We start from the raw sequence: 14,567 nt of genomic DNA, 5'->3' as shown, positions 1-14,567 counted from the left end.
TGAGACAATCTCTTCCGGCTTCAGTCGCTTGTTTGCCATTCTTAGTCCTCCGTTTCCTAACCTTAACGGTGGACCCATTCAGATGGGGAGGCTCAGAGGGCTCGATCCTGCCGTTTGCTGCAACTTGCACGAAAGTCCGGCACTCAGATGGAACCGGCCATTTGGCGGCTTGATAGAATCGACCGATCAACACGGTGTTGATGCCAGGAGAGGGAGGGATGGATGGAGGATATCTCATGTCCAATATCCAACTACCTGCTGTCAAACCGAAGCGCCGAGCTTGGAACAAGGGGCGACTTATCGGCCAGAAACGTCCACTTCTGCCGAAACAGGTTTGGGCCATTCGTGCACGGCTCGAATTGGCCGAGAATCTCAGAGACCTTGCGCTGTTCAATCTTGCAATCGACAGCAAACTGCGGGGCTGCGATCTGGTCTCCTTAAAGGTCGCCGATCTCGTGGTAGGCGATTGTGTCCGGGAGCGCGTTTCAATCATCCAGAGCAAGACGCAACGGCCAGTTCAGTTTGAGGTCTCTGAAGGCACAAGGGACACCGTCTGGAATTGGGTATGCAGTCCGGCAATGCTGGCGGTCGGCCACCTTTTCCCGAGCCGGTTTCACGACCGGGCGCATGTGTCGACCAGACAATATGCTCGGCTTGTTCGTAATTGGGTGATTGCGATTGATCTCGACCCAAGCGGGTACGGCACGCATTCACTCCGGCGCACTAAGGCGGCGCTGATTTACCGCAAGACTGGTAATCTCCGTGCTGTCCAGCTTTTGCTTGGCCATACAAAGGTGGACAGCACAGTGCGCTACCTCGGTGTCGAACTTGAAGACGCGCTGAGTATTGCCGAGCAGATCGACATTTGAGAGATTGGCGGACGGCGATAGCCGTTCGCCCTTCAGGACTGGCGATGGTCGCCGGGCTTACGTTTTATGTCTGGACTTCTTTGGCGATTGGAGCGTCACTGACCCTACCGACGCACTGAGTCTCCAGCCCGAATTGTCGGGCTTTGGTCGGTACGGGGCGCAATAGCCCTGGTGATCGAAAGGAGACAAAGATGAGCAACCAAACAATGAGTTCAGATGTACGGTCGGAGTGTTCTCCCGCGACCGGCAGCTTGAAGCCGAAATCAAAGAAGCGAACTGGCAGGACCAAGGTAGAGATATTGCGCAAGCTTGTGTCGCGACCGAACGGGGTGACGGTTACACAAATTCAGAAACGCCTGGTCTGGCAGCCGCACACAATACGGGCGGCAATCTCGCGCCTCAGATCATCAGGTCTGCCTATTGCGCTCGACCGGTCCGGCAGGGCGGCGCGCTACCGTGTGGTGTCCGGAGAAGAACGGTGAGAACAAAGGGAACCGACCTGGATATCCGGCTGTTGGAAGACGCTGATGCGGCGACACTTCGAGGGATTTGGGCGGACGCCAATGGCACTGCATCGCCAAAGACCTTCACGGCGCGGTTGATGCGATTGGCACTGGCTTGGGAGGTGCAAGCCGACTGTGCGGCGCGAGAAACGACCAGGGTAAGGCGCGGATGGAAGCGGGTCCAAAGGGAAGGGAGCAAAGACAGGGCCAAGGGTCTAGCTGAGAATGCGAAAGCGCCTCTCGCCGGTGAAGGCACCCGCATCTTCAAACATTGGGCTGAGGCGACGCATGAGGTGCTCATCACAGAAAACGGCGCTGCAATCTGGAACGGCCAGAGTTATTCCTCGCTGTCGGCGGTAGCCCGCGCAATGACTGGAACGAATCGCAACGGGCCAAAGTTCTTCGGGCTGCGTGAAGGGGGCAAGCGATGATCCGCCAGCGCTGCGCCATATATACCCGCAAGTCGACCGAGGAGGGGCTTGAACAGGACTTCAACTCGCTGGATGCGCAGCGAGAGGCCTGTGCGGCTTATATTCTCAGTCAGAAACACGAAGGTTGGGCCGAGCTTGCCGGACGGTATGATGATGGCGGGTTCTCCGGTGGGTCCATGGAGCGGCCGGGCCTTAAGGCGCTGCTGGAGGACGTGCGGGCAGGGCGCGTCGATGTCATTGTTGTCTATAAGGTGGACCGGCTCACGCGGTCTCTGGCAGACTTCGCCAAGATGGTTGATGTGTTCGATGGGGCAGGGGTGTCGTTTGTATCGGTCACGCAAGCCTTTAATACCACATCATCGATGGGGCGCTTGACCCTGAATGTGCTGTTGTCCTTCGCGCAGTTTGAACGCGAGGTAACGGCCGAGCGCATCCGAGACAAGGTTGCCGCCTCTAAACGAAAAGGCATGTGGATGGGTGGCTCTGTTCCAATGGGTTATGACGTGGTGGACAAGGCGCTGGCGGTGAATGACACGGAAGCCGCGACAATCCGGACGATCTTTTCCGAATATCTGGCATCGGGATGCGTCCGGCAATTGTCTATTCGACTGAAAGAAATGAATACTGTCAGTAGGCGATGGATTGATCGGCATGGGCACACCAAAGGCGGAAAATCTTTATCACCTGGCGCGCTCTATTACATGCTTCGCAACCCGGTTTACGTCGGTAAGATCCGTCACAAGGACGCGCTGTACGAGGGCCTTCATGAAGCAATCATTGATGACGCGACTTGGCGGCAGGTGCAGACCCAGTTGGCCAACAATGGTGGCAAGAAAATCAACATGGGTAGACGACCTGCAAAGCGGTTGTTGGACCGCCTGATATTCGATTCCGTGGGGCGGATGATGCGCACCACATATTCCAGCAAGTCAGTCCACCAGAATGGAACGTATCGTACGAAGCGATATTGGTACTACACATCAAATGCGCAGCACTCAGAAGATAAATCGAAAATTGAACGCCTGCCCGCCGATGAGATTGAACGCGTTGTTCTGATTGGTCTTCAGAAACAACTCGCGGATACTGGTTGGTTGGCCGAACAGATCGGAGAACACAAAGCAAGAGCAAGCTTGATTGCAGATCTCTCGCAAGCCGCAGACATCTTGTTGGAGGGCGCAAATGGAAATGATGGCACCGCTAAACTGAAAGATCTCTCTGGCCTCTTAGATCGTATCGATGTTCACGAGAAGCGGTTGCAAATCTCAGTGACCCTCAAAGCATTGCTTGAAGGGAGTGGCACCTCAGGTCCCCTTCCAGCTACCTTTGAAATCCCGTTCATAAGACGTCAGAACGGTCGCGCCAAGCCGATCATTATTGCTTCCGAGAATGCGCCACAACCTGATCCGGATCTCATAGCTCTGGTTGCCGATGCAAGGCGATGGGCAAGAGAACTCCTTGACGGCAAAGTCACATCCATTCAGCAAATCACGGACCAGGAAGGATTACGAAGCGGGGTTGTCAGCCGCATCCTTCCCCTTGCCTGGCTGGCGCCGGACATCTCAACGGCCATTCTCGAAGGCCGTCAGCCGCAGCATCTTAACGCCAAAACACTGCGTTCGCTCCCAGAACTACCAGCGGATTGGACAAAGCAACGCCAGCTCCTTGGGTTTGCCTCAGTTTGAGGCGGCTCGAAAAAACGAAAGACCTCACACCCAATTGCCCCGCTGAGACTTTCCCACAATAAGCTCGCAAATCGCTCTGATCAGAGACCGAATGTGAGGTCTCAGTCGACAATAATGCCTCCAACCCATTGAAAAACAAACACTACTCAAAGTGCGCCTTCTTTCCGTAGTTCGAGGGAGAGAAAGTGGTGGGCGACCCTGGAATCGAACCAGGCGTGCGTCTCCGCGAGGGAGTTACAGTCCCCTGCCACACCTTGCGGCCTGTCGCCCACTTTCCTTGGCCTTGCGACCTTGGTGTGAGGCGCTGATTACTGCGCCTTGCGAGGGCCGTCAACAAGAAAATCTCTTGCAGACACGCATGATACGGCGCATTGGTAACTCCCCGACAAAAACCGGATATCAGAGCAATGAAAAAGCCCAAGTGGGTCGTTCAAAAAGAGCAAGACAAACGCAAAGCAGCAGCCGAGACCATATGGCTTTTCGGATTGCATGCGGTGCGCGATGCTTTGGTGAATCCGGACCGGGAAAAGTTGCGTTTGGTTTTGACCAAGAATGCGGCTGACAAGCTGGAAGAGGCAATCGAGGCGTCGGGCATGGAGCCCGAGATGACGGATCCCCGCAACTTCAAAGTTCCGATTGACGCGCAATCCGTGCATCAGGGGGCAGCGCTTGAAGTGAAGCCATTGAACTGGGGCCGTTTGGCGGATCGCGCAATTGCAGATGATGATCGCCCGCAACGTCTTGTCTTGCTGGATCGGGTGACCGATCCACATAACGTCGGCGCGATTTTACGCTCGGCTGAAGTGTTCGGTGCTCTGGCTGTGGTTGGCACACGCCACCATTCTGCACCGGAAACCGGCGCTCTGGCGAAAACTGCAAGCGGCGCGCTGGAACGTCAGCCTTACCTGCGTTTACGAAACCTGTCGGACGCCATAGTTGAACTGCAGGCCATGGGCTATTTGGTTCTGGGGCTGGATGGTGAGGCCGATGAGAGCATCGAACAGGTGCTGGACGGAAAACACGACCGACCTGTGGCTTTGGTTCTTGGGGCCGAAGGGCCGGGATTGCGGCAGAAAACCAAGGAAACTTGCGACGCGCTGGTTAAGATTAACTTCGCCGGAGCCTTTGGGTCGCTCAATGTGTCCAATGCTGCGGCTGTTGCGCTTTATGCGTCTTTGCCGCGTTAACGCCTGACTGTTCACAGGCTGTATTCGAAGGTTTCCTAAGCAAATCATAGATTTTGGGTCTGAAGTGCATGAGATCGGCGGCTTTTCGCCGTTTTTCGCCAATTCGCGATCACAGGGAATTTACCTGCCCTTTAACCGCCCGGAACCAACCCTATCTTTTATTCAGAGAGGCGGAAACGGAACTTCTGCCTCTGTCTTCACTGTCCCTCGTTCCGTAACTTAGGCGCCCAAGGTTACTTGGGCGCTTTTTTCTTGGGATCAGCCGGGGTAGCCTGCGCCATGACTTATTCAGACAAGTATCTCAAAACCATTCTGCAGCGCACAAAATGTGTGGCTGTAGTTGGGGTTTCCATGAACCCGGTTCGGCCAAGTTATTATGTGGCGCGATACCTCAATCTCAAAGGCTATCGCGTGATCCCGGTGAACCCCGGCCATGCGGGCAAGGTTTTGTTTGGAGAAACGGTGATAGCCAGCCTGTCAGAGGTCAACGCACCGGTGGATATGGTTGATATCTTTCGCCGCTCTGAAGCTGTACCGCCAATTGTCGATGAGGCATTGCAATGTTTCCCTGATCTGAAAACCATTTGGATGCAGATTGGGGTGGAACACGCCGAGGCAGCGGCCAAGGCCGAAGCCCGTGGCGTGGATGTTATCCAGAACCGTTGCCCAAAAATTGAATATCAACGTTTGTTCGGAGAGCTGCGTATGGGCGGTTTTGCGACGGGTGTAATCTCGTCCAAACTGTAACGAGGAGGGGCCCGCCACTCTCATTGTAGTGCTTGGGAAAAGGTGAAAATCAGGTCTGAGTGCGAGACGCTTTTTCACTCAAACCGCTGGTGCCTTGACGGCGCTGCAACTCAGCCAACACCTCGTCCAAAGCGACGCCGCGTGATTGCAACATGACCAGCAGGTGAAACAGGACATCCGCACTTTCTGAAATTAGACCATCCCGGTTGTCTTTAACCGCTTCGATGATGGCTTCAACCGCTTCTTCGCCAAATTTCTCGGCACATTTCTCCGGGCCTTTGGCCAACAGTTTTGCGGTCCAGCTCGAGTCCGGATCGGCTGCAGCGCGTTCTGCGATGGTTGCAGCGAGGTCGTTGAGCGTGTTCATAAGAGCCTCATCGGGATACCGGCGTCCACCATATGCTGTTTGGCTTCCTGAATGGAATACTCACCGAAATGGAAAATGGACGCTGCCAGAACCGCACTTGCGCCCCCTTTTGTGACACCTTCGACCAGATGATCCAGCGTGCCAACTCCGCCAGAAGCGATCACCGGCACATTCACGGCGTCAGAGATAGCTTTGGTCAAAGGGAGGTTAAAACCCGCCTTGGTGCCATCGCGATCCATCGAGGTCAGCAGGATTTCTCCGGCGCCCTTGGCGACCACCAGCTTGGCAAACTCAATAGCATCGATGCCAGTGGATTTGCGTCCGCCGTGAGTGAAAATCTCCCATTTTCCGGGAGATACGGTCTTGGCGTCGATTGCGACCACGATGCATTGCGATCCAAATTGTGCCGCGGCTTCGGCCACGACGTCCGGATTGGCGACAGCGGCTGAATTGAAGGACACTTTGTCGGCACCCGCCAGCAACAGTTTGCGTACATCCTGTACCGTGCGCACGCCGCCGCCCACCGTCAGAGGGACAAAACACTGTTCCGCGGTGCGTTGTACCATATCGATCATCACGCCGCGATTATCGTGCGTGGCATGGATGTCGAGAAAACAAATTTCGTCAGCGCCGGCGGCATCATAGGCGCGCGCGGCCTCAACCGGGTCTCCGGCGTCGCGCAAACCAACAAAATTTACGCCCTTGACCACACGGCCATCGGCGACATCCAGACAGGGGATCAGGCGGGTTTTTAGCATCTCAGCGGAACCTTTTGCGAATTGTCGCGATCAATGCCACGACAGCCCATAAAAGGCCAGTCCCCAGAACGACCGGCCCAAAAATCAACGGCCCCCAGGCCGCGAAAATGCCAACCGTGTATATGCTTTCGCCCAGTTCGATTCCAAAGACTTTGCAGGTCTGGACATAGCCTTCGTTGACTTTGCAGTTGAACACGTAGCCCAGAAAAAACATCGCAATGAGCGTGAGCAGCCACAGTATGATCGGGGCTATCATAAGACATGCGAAAATGAGATTGGTACGCCGCATGGCGTGACCTATCCTTTCATGATTTTCAGCGCGTCCTTCAGATCAATCGCCCCATCATACAACGCGCGCCCTGAAATGGCACCATTGAGTGGCGCGCCGCAGGTTTTCAGCGCCTTGAGATCGTCAATCGACGAAACACCACCCGACGCAATCACCGGAATTGAAACGGCGTTGCCCAAGGCAGCCGTGGCTTCCACGTTGGGCCCCTGCATGGCACCGTCACGGTTGATGTCTGTATAAATAATGGCGGCGACACCTGCGTCCTCGAAGGATTTGGCAAGGTCCGTGACCATAACATCCGTTTCTTCCGCCCATCCCTTGGTGGCAACCCGGCCATTGCGGGCATCAATGCCGACGGCGACTTTGCCGGGAAACTCGCGCGCTGCTTGGCGCACCAGATCGGGGTTTTCAACCGCAACAGTGCCAAGGATCACACGGGCGAGGCCCTTGGTGATCCAGTTTTCTATGGTTTTTATGTCGCGAATGCCGCCGCCCAATTGCGCCGGTACGTTGGCTTGCTTCAGAATCTCTTCCACCGGAGCAGCATTTACCGGCTCGCCGGCAAAGGCGCCATTCAGGTCGACCAGATGCAGCCACTCGCAGCCCGCGTTGACAAACTCCAACGCTTGCGCGGCGGGGTTTTCGTTGAACACCGTTTCTTTTTCCATGTCGCCATGGACAAGGCGCACGGCGTTTCCGTCTTTGAGGTCGATGGCGGGGTAAAGGATCATGGGAACACCGTGGTTAAGCTGCTTTTCGCGGGCGGTTTGGCATGAGGTTGCCGGAAATGCAATGTGACCCACAGTCAGGGTTGATTGAAATCGCGGACTAGCTCAGAGTTTCAGCTAACCATTGGGAGGAAGACAATGAAAAAGCTATTATTGGCTGCATCTTTGGCGATTGTTGGGGCAGGGGCTGCGCTGGCCGATCCTGCAGAAGGGATGTGGAAAACTGAGCCGGGGGAAACCGGAGGTTACCTACATGTGAATATCGCGACTTGTGGAGCGGCACTTTGCGGCACGATTGCCGCTGCGTATGACAAGAGCGGCTCCAAATCCTCTGACTATGAACACATGGGCAAAAAGCTTTTGTGGGGAATGAACGCTGACGGCGGCGGCAAGTACAGCGGCGGCAAAATTTGGGCACCGGACACCGACAAGACTTACAAATCCAAGATGTCGCTAAGCGGCTCCACGCTGAGTGTGCGCGGATTCGTCGGTGTATCCGCATTTGGTCGCAGTCAGGATTGGAAACGCGTCAATTAAACGCGCCGGACGATTTGGAACAGCCTCCGCCAAATGGTTGGGCAGTTTTGCGTTTACGGTGTCCAGCGCAGGAAGTTGCCAATCATACGCAGGCCGACATGCTGGCTTTTCTCTGGGTGAAATTGCATCCCCAACATGGTGTCACGCCCGATAATGGCCGTGACGTCGCCACCATAGTTTACGTGGGCAATGCGCTGATCCGGCTCGGCGACATGAAACTGATAGGAGTGCACAAAGTAAGCGTGGTCACCGGTGCTCACACCCTCCAGCACCGCATGTGGTTGCTCGATCACCAGATCATTCCAGCCCATGTGTGGCACTTTGAGCGACGTGTCTGACGGTGTGATCTTTTCGACGTCACCTGCCACCCAGCCAAGCCCTGTGGTTTCTTCGTATTCGTGGCCGGTGGTGGCCATCAGCTGCATGCCCACGCATATGCCAAGGAAGGGACGGCCTTTGTTTTCAACCGCTTCGACCATGGCGTCATAGATACCCTTGTGGCCCCGAAGTTCCGCGGCACAGGCCGGAAAGGCACCGTCGCCGGGCAATACCAGCCGGTCCGCTTTGGCTACGACGTCGGCGTTCGAGGTCACGATAACCTCGCCGCCATTAACCTCTCGGGCCATGCGTTGGAATGCCTTTTCGGCCGAGTGCAGGTTGCCGCTCTCGTAGTCGATGATTGCTGTCAGCATTGGATTTACAACGCCCCTTTGGTCGACGGGATCGCGTCGGTTTTGCGTGGATCAGTTTCAACCGCTTCACGCAGGGCGCGGGCCACAGCTTTGAACGTTGCTTCGGCAATGTGGTGGCTGTTAAAGCCATGAATCTGGTCCACGTGCAGCGTGATGCCGCCGTGAGTGGCCAGCGCCTGAAAAAATTCACGCACCAGTTCCGTGTCAAATGCGCCGATTTTCGGCGTCGGCATTTCCACATTCCAGATTAGGTAGGGGCGGGCCGACAGATCAAGAGCCGCGCGGACCTGCGCATCATCCATGGGCAGGTGGCAGGCGGCGTAGCGACGGATGCCTTTTTTGTCACCCAGCGCTTGTGTCAGAGCCTGGCCCAGCGCAATGCCCACATCTTCGACCGTGTGGTGGTCATCTATGTGATAATCACCAGCGGCGCGAACGGTCATGTCGATCAGAGAATGGCGCGACAACTGGTCCAGCATGTGGTCAAAGAACCCCACGCCCGTCTGATTGTCGTAAACGCCCGTGCCGTCCAGATTGATTTGCACTGTAATTTCGGTTTCCGCAGTTTTGCGGCTGACCTCTGCGCTGCGCATGTCGGTGATCCTTTGTCTCTTTGCGGCGCCCTTATAGGCGTGCGCACTAAGAAGGCCAAGACGGCACGTTTCGGGATTGTGGAACCCGTGCCAATTGTGCCAGCCTAGGACGATAGCCTGAAAGGATCGACATGAGCACCTGTGTATTCATTCAAATACGTTGCAGACCCGGCACGACCTACCGCGTGGCCGAGGGCATCGCGCTCAAGGAAATCCATTCCGAGCTGTTTTCGACCAGCGGCGAGTATGATCTTTTGATGAAGCTCTACATTCCCAGTGCTGAAGACGTGGGCAAGTACATCAATGACAACCTACTGGATATTGAAGGCATTGAGCGCACGCTCACCACGCTGACGTTCAAAGCTTTCTAGCGCGGCGACCGTTCCCGAAAGGCTTGAAGCTCTGTTTCGATCAAAGCCCGTGCGGCGCGGACACATGCGTCAAAATCCGGGATCCCTTTGCGAACGGCGACAAATTTTGAAACTTCAATGCGCCTGGTATCGCTATCGTACCAAGTGACATAGCCCTCAAGAAACGTGTTTTCCCGCAAGATTTGAAACTGAAACGAACCGAATCCAGCCGGTGGTGTCCAGTTTTCAATAAAGGTCTGTCCGATGATCACATCGTTGACCACAATCACGTTCTGAGAAAACTCTGTGCGTGCAAAGGTTTCGGACTGGCTTGTAAGGTTGTAGGTTCCGTCTTCTTTTTGGGAAATGGTTGTTGTTTCTTCCAGAACATAGGCCTTGCTCAGCCGATCGTCTTCGATCGACAAAGCCAGCCAATCGCCGATGATGTCAGGAGTGCCTGTGCTGTCTACGCTGCCCTCTTGAAGGATGTAGTGGGTTTCGGGGCGACCCAGCGCTTTAGCAATTCCCACAACTGTGGTTCTGGCCACGCGTTCGCCGCGTTCCGCGCGCCGCAGGCTTTGGATGCTGAAATATGCGTTTTGTGCCCGGCATCTCTCAAGCAGGGCTTCTTGGGAAAAGCGTTGCGATAGCCGGTCTCTACGCATTTCTTCGCCATTTGGCTGGACCGAATCGTGAAGTCTGCCAAGTGGCTTATTCATTGTGGTGCGCTCAACTGATTAGTTACTGGTTACTCGTTGATTAGGGCGTATTGACGTAAAATGCGATACTGTTTCAGTGCCTAACACGGTTTTGTGTTTGGGATTATTTAAAGACAAGGCCTTCCAATTCAATTGTCGCGTATTCTGCGTTCCGTGAGTGGTAAAAAATCAGGATATGCATTCATACGATCTACGCCCCTGCCGGAAACGGTTGGGGCGTAATTTTTCACAACCCATTGCAGAATTGAATGATGGGGCCTGCTTGGGGATTCTCTGCGTCGCGAACCCTTCGTTGGCGTATGTTAGCGCTAATGTGTCGTGAAAATGCGAAAAACAATCGTATTTGTCTCGCTTTTTATTCAATCCTCGCCCAACATTTACGGATGCGTGTGATTAGGGAGGATACACATGTCTGTTACACCACCATTCACCGATCTGCAGATCAAAAAAGCTGCGGGTGGGTTTTACGAGGGGCACAGCGTTGAAATTGCCTTGCTTAGCAAGGGGATCATGGTTGCTTTGGTTCTTTGGGCCCTGATCTGGCCTGCAAACGCAAACGGAACACTCGGCAGTTTGAACAGTCAGCTGCTGAATGTCTTCAATCAGTTTTACATTTACATCGTTGGTTTTTTTGCATTTTTCCTTTTGGTTGTTGCGGTGCTGCCGAAAACAGGATCACAGTTGATGGGAAGACCAGGTGAAAAGCCCGAGTTTTCCAATTTTTCATGGTTTTCTATGATGTTTGGTGCCGGTCTGGGTGTTGGCCTGATGGTTTTTGCGACTGCTGAGCCGCTGAGCCTTTGGGGGTCAAACCCAGTGGTCGTCGCTGGCGCCGTTGCTGGCAACACCGAAGAGGCGGTGCAATCAGCGTATCGCTATACCTTTGCCCACTATGGGTTTCACGCTTGGTCGATCTATGTGGTGACCGGCCTTAGCCTTGCCTATTATGCCTACACACGTGACATGCCTTTGACCATTCGGTCGGCGCTGACACCATTGTTTGGCGGATTGATGAATGGGTTTTTGGGCCATGTCGTCGACGTTCTGGGTGTGGTTGCCACGATTTTGGGTGTTTCGGTGACCATCGGTTTTGGTGTTAGCCAGTTCATTGACGGTGTCTACGCGATCACCGGCGTTGAGTGGATCATGAATTCGGCGGGCGATGTCCCGGTCCCTAGCAAGGTTGGTCTTGTGGCTGGTCTTGTTGTGATCATGGGGCTGTCGATCATTTCGGCCGTGTCGGGTGTTGGCCGCGGGGTGAAGTATCTTTCGAACCTGAACCTGGTTCTGTCGCTGATCCTGTTGACGACTTTCGTGATCTTTGGATCGTTCGCCTTTGCCATGAGCACATATGGTTCGGCCTTCGTCGATTATATCATCAACTTCTTCTCCATCAGCTTTGGCGCTTATGGCCCACAAGATCCGGCAGCCTTTGCTGCTGCTTTGCCTGAGGCTGCCAAGCCGCTGGCGGATGATCTGATCGGTGGAGCAACCAACGCTTGGGGCGCATGGGGTGGATCTGATGGTTTTGAGACCTTCAAATCCGGTCTTGCAGGCGCTGCAGCCGAGTTGGACGATGCTACATTGGCCGCTGTCTATGAAGCGGGCAATGCGCAACGTCAGTTTGGCTGGCAGGCTGGCTGGACCACGTTCTACTGGGCTTGGTGGATTGCGTTCTCACCGTTTGTTGGGCTGTTCCTGGCGCGCATTTCCAAAGGTCGTACAGTACGTGAATTTATCGTTGGCTGTGTGTTTGCACCGGCGTTGGTTTGCTTTGCTTGGATGACCATTCTGGGTGGTACAGCGATTGATCTGGAACTGACCGGAGGCGCTGCAGGTGCCATCACGGGGGCATCTCAGACCAACCAGTTGTTTGCCACCTTAGGTCAGATGATTGATGGCGGATTGCTGTCCGGTCTGACGGTGATGTGCGTGGTGCTGATTATGACCTTCCTGGTCACATCGGCAGACTCGGGCATTCTGGTGATGAACACCATCATGTCCGGTGGTGAACAGGAAACCGGTATCAAACACCGTATCGTCTGGGGTCTGATCCTGACGGCGGTGATCGGTACGCTGATCCTTGCAGCTGGCGAGAATAATCCGATGGATGCGTTGAAAAATGCAATGATCATCGGTGCCTTGCCATTCACCATGGTGATGGGGCTGATGTGTGTCGCCTTGGCCAAGGCGCTTTATCGTGACGGTAAACGCAATAAGATCGCTGCTGCCGAATAAGCCAATATGCGCCGGGCAGGGCGTGATCTTGCCCGGCGCAGCCTTCTGTCGAATTGACAGATCGCCGACTTTGCCCGCCAATGGTCTGGTCAATTGAACCAGTACGCCGGATGGGAGAGTATGATGACCACCAAACTTGAACAGAACAAAGCCAACGCCATCGCGTTTTACGACCTGATGTTCAATCAATGTCAGCCGCGCGAGGCCATTGAGCGCTATGTCGGTGACGACTACATCCAACACAACCCGCATGTGGCCGATGGCAAAGAGGCCTTTATCGACTACTTCGAACGCATGGCTGCCGAGTATCCCGGCAAAGTCACGCATTTCAAACGCGCCATTGCCGAAGGCGACATGGTCGTGCTGCATTGCCATCAGGAATGGCCGGGCAGCGATGACTTTGCTGGCATCGATATCTTTCGCTTTGACGACAACGGGAAAGTTGTCGAACACTGGGATGTTCTGCAGGTTATCAGCGGTGCAAGTGCCAATGACAACGGCTTGTTCTAAGCAGCCCTTTTTCCGTTTATCCAAACATCCGAGATAGCCCGATCATCACCCATCATGATCGTGGGAAACAAAGCCTCCCAGATATCGTTTGCCCGTGCTGAGCGTTGTGCAATGTCAGGTGTGGATGCCAGATCCAGCACCACGATATCTGCCTCCAGTCCCGGTTGCAGATTGCCGATCTTGTCTTCCATGTGAAGGGACGCCGCCGATCCCGCCGTGCCCAACCACATCAGCTGTGCAGCATGCAACGGGTTGTGACGCAACTGGGCAACCTCATAAGCCGCAGCCATGGTGCGCAGCATAGAAAAGCTGGACCCGCCGCCAGTGTCCGTGGCCAGACCAACGCGTTGCCCTTCGGCCATCAACCCGCCCATATCAAACAGTCCGGATCCGATGAACGTGTTGGAGGTTGGGCAGTGGATCACCCCGGCACCAACTTCTTTCAGACGCGCGCGTTCGCGATCTTCCAAATGGATCGCGTGACCATAAAGACCCTTTTCTCCCAACAATCCATAGGCTTCATAGGTATCAAGATAATCCCGCGCCTCGGGGAACATCCCCATCACCCAATCAATCTCATCTGTTTGCTCGCTGAGATGTGTTTGCATCAGGCAATCGGGGTGTTCTGCCCATAAATCCCCCAATGCCCGGAGTTGATCCGGGGTCGACGTGGGCGAGAACCGTGGTGTGATCGCGTAAGACAGGCGATCAACGCCATGCCATTTGCCAATCAGCGCCTTGCTGTCATCATAAGCGCTTTGTGCGGTGTCACGCAGCCCGTCCGGTGCATTGCGGTCCATACAGGTTTTGCCAGCAACCACGCGTTGGCCACGCGCCCGCGCCTCTGTGAAAAACGCATCCACGGACTCGGGGTGAATGGTGCAATAGCTGGCCATGGTTGTGACACCATGCGACCGTGTCAGATCGAAATAGAGCTTTGATATTTCAGCAGCATAATCTGCATCATGAAACCGCATTTCTTCGGGGAACGTATAGCTGTTCAGCCAATCGATCAGGCGCTTGCCCCAACTGGCAATGATGCCTGTCTGAGGGTAGTGCACATGGGCGTCCACAAACCCCGCCGTAATCAACCCTTCGCCATAGTCCACAACCTTGACCCCTGGATGCGCGGCTTTCAAAGTGTCGGCCTCTCCAACCGTCACAATCAGACCCTCGCGGATCAGCACTCCGCCACGGCGCCGATAGCTTGCAGCTTCGTCTATGGGGGTCTGAAAAGGGTTTTGATCAAAGCCCAGCGTCTGGCCCAATAGAAGGGTCTCATCAGTCATTTGCGTCTCCGGTTTCCAGTGGTGCAGCGTAAGGCAGGTTTTTTGTCCTGTAAATTGCAGCCTGCCATTGAGTTTAAC

18 protein-coding genes and 1 tRNA gene are annotated in these 14,567 nt (G+C 54.8%); 10 read left to right on the top strand and 9 right to left on the bottom strand.

Annotated elements, in window-relative coordinates:
• Nucleotides 1-236: 236 nt before the first annotated feature.
• From BUC32_RS18465 to BUC32_RS18450, 4 genes are all read left to right on the top strand, one after another.
• Entirely contained in the window at nucleotides 237-869 is a 633-nt protein-coding gene (locus BUC32_RS18465) for a tyrosine-type recombinase/integrase (protein WP_073256565.1), read from the top strand.
• 191 nt (nucleotides 870-1,060) lie between these two features.
• Complete coding sequence (locus tag BUC32_RS21265; RefSeq protein ID WP_073256553.1) at nucleotides 1,061-1,351, top strand: DUF3489 domain-containing protein; 291 nt, start codon at nucleotides 1,061-1,063, stop codon at nucleotides 1,349-1,351.
• Nucleotides 1,348-1,803, top strand: coding sequence for a DUF2924 domain-containing protein (locus BUC32_RS20735; RefSeq protein ID WP_073256550.1), 456 nt, complete (start codon nucleotides 1,348-1,350; stop codon nucleotides 1,801-1,803). Before BUC32_RS21265 ends, BUC32_RS20735 begins: the two co-directional genes overlap by 4 nt.
• Complete coding sequence (locus BUC32_RS18450; RefSeq protein WP_073256547.1) at nucleotides 1,800-3,485, top strand: recombinase family protein; 1,686 nt, start codon at nucleotides 1,800-1,802, stop codon at nucleotides 3,483-3,485. Before BUC32_RS20735 ends, BUC32_RS18450 begins: the two co-directional genes overlap by 4 nt.
• 186 nt (nucleotides 3,486-3,671) lie before the next feature.
• Here the strand turns inward: BUC32_RS18450 and BUC32_RS20730 are convergent.
• Nucleotides 3,672-3,755, bottom strand: a tRNA-Tyr gene (locus BUC32_RS20730).
• 137 nt (nucleotides 3,756-3,892) lie between these two features.
• Here BUC32_RS20730 and rlmB point away from each other — a divergent pair.
• A complete protein-coding gene (rlmB, locus tag BUC32_RS18445; protein ID WP_073256544.1) occupies nucleotides 3,893-4,672 on the top strand; it encodes a 23S rRNA (guanosine(2251)-2'-O)-methyltransferase RlmB in 780 nt (259 codons plus the stop codon).
• A 279-nt stretch (nucleotides 4,673-4,951) separates the two neighbouring features.
• A complete protein-coding gene (locus BUC32_RS18440) occupies nucleotides 4,952-5,419 on the top strand; it encodes a CoA-binding protein (protein WP_073256541.1) in 468 nt (155 codons plus the stop codon).
• A 49-nt stretch (nucleotides 5,420-5,468) separates the two neighbouring features.
• Here BUC32_RS18440 and BUC32_RS18435 read toward each other — a convergent pair whose 3' ends face one another.
• From BUC32_RS18435 to hisA, 4 genes are read right to left on the bottom strand one after another with little or no spacing between them, the layout of a single operon-like run.
• Complete coding sequence (locus BUC32_RS18435; RefSeq protein WP_073256538.1) at nucleotides 5,469-5,786, bottom strand: phosphoribosyl-ATP diphosphatase; 318 nt, start codon at nucleotides 5,784-5,786, stop codon at nucleotides 5,469-5,471.
• Nucleotides 5,783-6,544 carry an imidazole glycerol phosphate synthase subunit HisF gene (hisF, locus tag BUC32_RS18430; RefSeq protein WP_073256535.1) on the bottom strand — a complete coding sequence of 254 codons (762 nt, stop codon included), beginning with the start codon at nucleotides 6,542-6,544 and terminating at the stop codon, nucleotides 5,783-5,785. The genes BUC32_RS18435 and hisF overlap by 4 nt, the downstream gene beginning before the upstream one ends.
• A 1-nt stretch (nucleotide 6,545) precedes the next feature.
• Nucleotides 6,546-6,833, bottom strand: coding sequence for a hypothetical protein (locus tag BUC32_RS18425; RefSeq protein WP_073256532.1), 288 nt, complete (start codon nucleotides 6,831-6,833; stop codon nucleotides 6,546-6,548).
• Nucleotides 6,834-6,841: 8 nt separating this feature from the next.
• A complete protein-coding gene (hisA, locus tag BUC32_RS18420) occupies nucleotides 6,842-7,564 on the bottom strand; it encodes a 1-(5-phosphoribosyl)-5-[(5-phosphoribosylamino)methylideneamino]imidazole-4-carboxamide isomerase (protein WP_073256562.1) in 723 nt (240 codons plus the stop codon).
• Nucleotides 7,565-7,699: 135 nt separating this feature from the next.
• Here hisA and BUC32_RS18415 point away from each other — a divergent pair, with 135 nt between their 5' ends.
• Complete coding sequence (locus BUC32_RS18415) at nucleotides 7,700-8,098, top strand: DUF2147 domain-containing protein (protein ID WP_073256529.1); 399 nt, start codon at nucleotides 7,700-7,702, stop codon at nucleotides 8,096-8,098.
• 53 nt (nucleotides 8,099-8,151) lie between these two features.
• On the opposite strand, the gene hisH is transcribed toward BUC32_RS18415, so the two are convergent.
• On the bottom strand, nucleotides 8,152-8,790 hold the full coding sequence (gene hisH / locus BUC32_RS18410; protein ID WP_073256526.1) for an imidazole glycerol phosphate synthase subunit HisH: 639 nt from the start codon (nucleotides 8,788-8,790) through the stop codon (nucleotides 8,152-8,154).
• A gap of 5 nt (nucleotides 8,791-8,795) precedes the next feature.
• The gene (gene hisB / locus BUC32_RS18405) at nucleotides 8,796-9,383 is read right to left on the bottom strand and encodes an imidazoleglycerol-phosphate dehydratase HisB (RefSeq protein WP_073256523.1); all 588 of its coding nucleotides are present in this window, start codon (nucleotides 9,381-9,383) and stop codon (nucleotides 8,796-8,798) included.
• A gap of 131 nt (nucleotides 9,384-9,514) precedes the next feature.
• On the opposite strand from hisB, the gene BUC32_RS18400 reads away from it, so the two are divergent.
• A complete protein-coding gene (locus BUC32_RS18400; protein WP_073256521.1) occupies nucleotides 9,515-9,754 on the top strand; it encodes an Lrp/AsnC ligand binding domain-containing protein in 240 nt (79 codons plus the stop codon).
• Here BUC32_RS18400 and BUC32_RS18395 read toward each other — a convergent pair.
• Entirely contained in the window at nucleotides 9,751-10,452 is a 702-nt protein-coding gene (locus BUC32_RS18395; RefSeq protein ID WP_073256519.1) for a hypothetical protein, read from the bottom strand. The genes BUC32_RS18400 and BUC32_RS18395 overlap by 4 nt on opposite strands.
• A 408-nt stretch (nucleotides 10,453-10,860) precedes the next feature.
• Between BUC32_RS18395 and BUC32_RS18390 the strand changes: the two genes are divergently transcribed.
• Both BUC32_RS18390 and BUC32_RS18385 read left to right on the top strand, forming a co-directional pair.
• Nucleotides 10,861-12,690 carry a BCCT family transporter gene (locus BUC32_RS18390; protein ID WP_073256517.1) on the top strand — a complete coding sequence of 610 codons (1,830 nt, stop codon included), beginning with the start codon at nucleotides 10,861-10,863 and terminating at the stop codon, nucleotides 12,688-12,690.
• 123 nt (nucleotides 12,691-12,813) lie between these two features.
• The gene (locus BUC32_RS18385; RefSeq protein ID WP_073256559.1) at nucleotides 12,814-13,200 is read left to right on the top strand and encodes a nuclear transport factor 2 family protein; all 387 of its coding nucleotides are present in this window, start codon (nucleotides 12,814-12,816) and stop codon (nucleotides 13,198-13,200) included.
• On the opposite strand, the gene guaD is transcribed toward BUC32_RS18385, so the two are convergent.
• Complete coding sequence (gene guaD, locus BUC32_RS18380; protein WP_073256515.1) at nucleotides 13,197-14,489, bottom strand: guanine deaminase; 1,293 nt, start codon at nucleotides 14,487-14,489, stop codon at nucleotides 13,197-13,199. The two genes, BUC32_RS18385 and guaD, sit on opposite strands and share 4 nt — an antisense overlap.
• Between the last annotated feature and the right edge of the window lie 78 nt (nucleotides 14,490-14,567).

This window comes from Shimia gijangensis (genome assembly GCF_900142085.1).
In the GTDB taxonomy this organism is placed as follows: Bacteria; Pseudomonadota; Alphaproteobacteria; order Rhodobacterales; family Rhodobacteraceae; genus Shimia; species Shimia gijangensis.
This window is presented reverse-complemented; position numbering and strand designations above follow the sequence as displayed.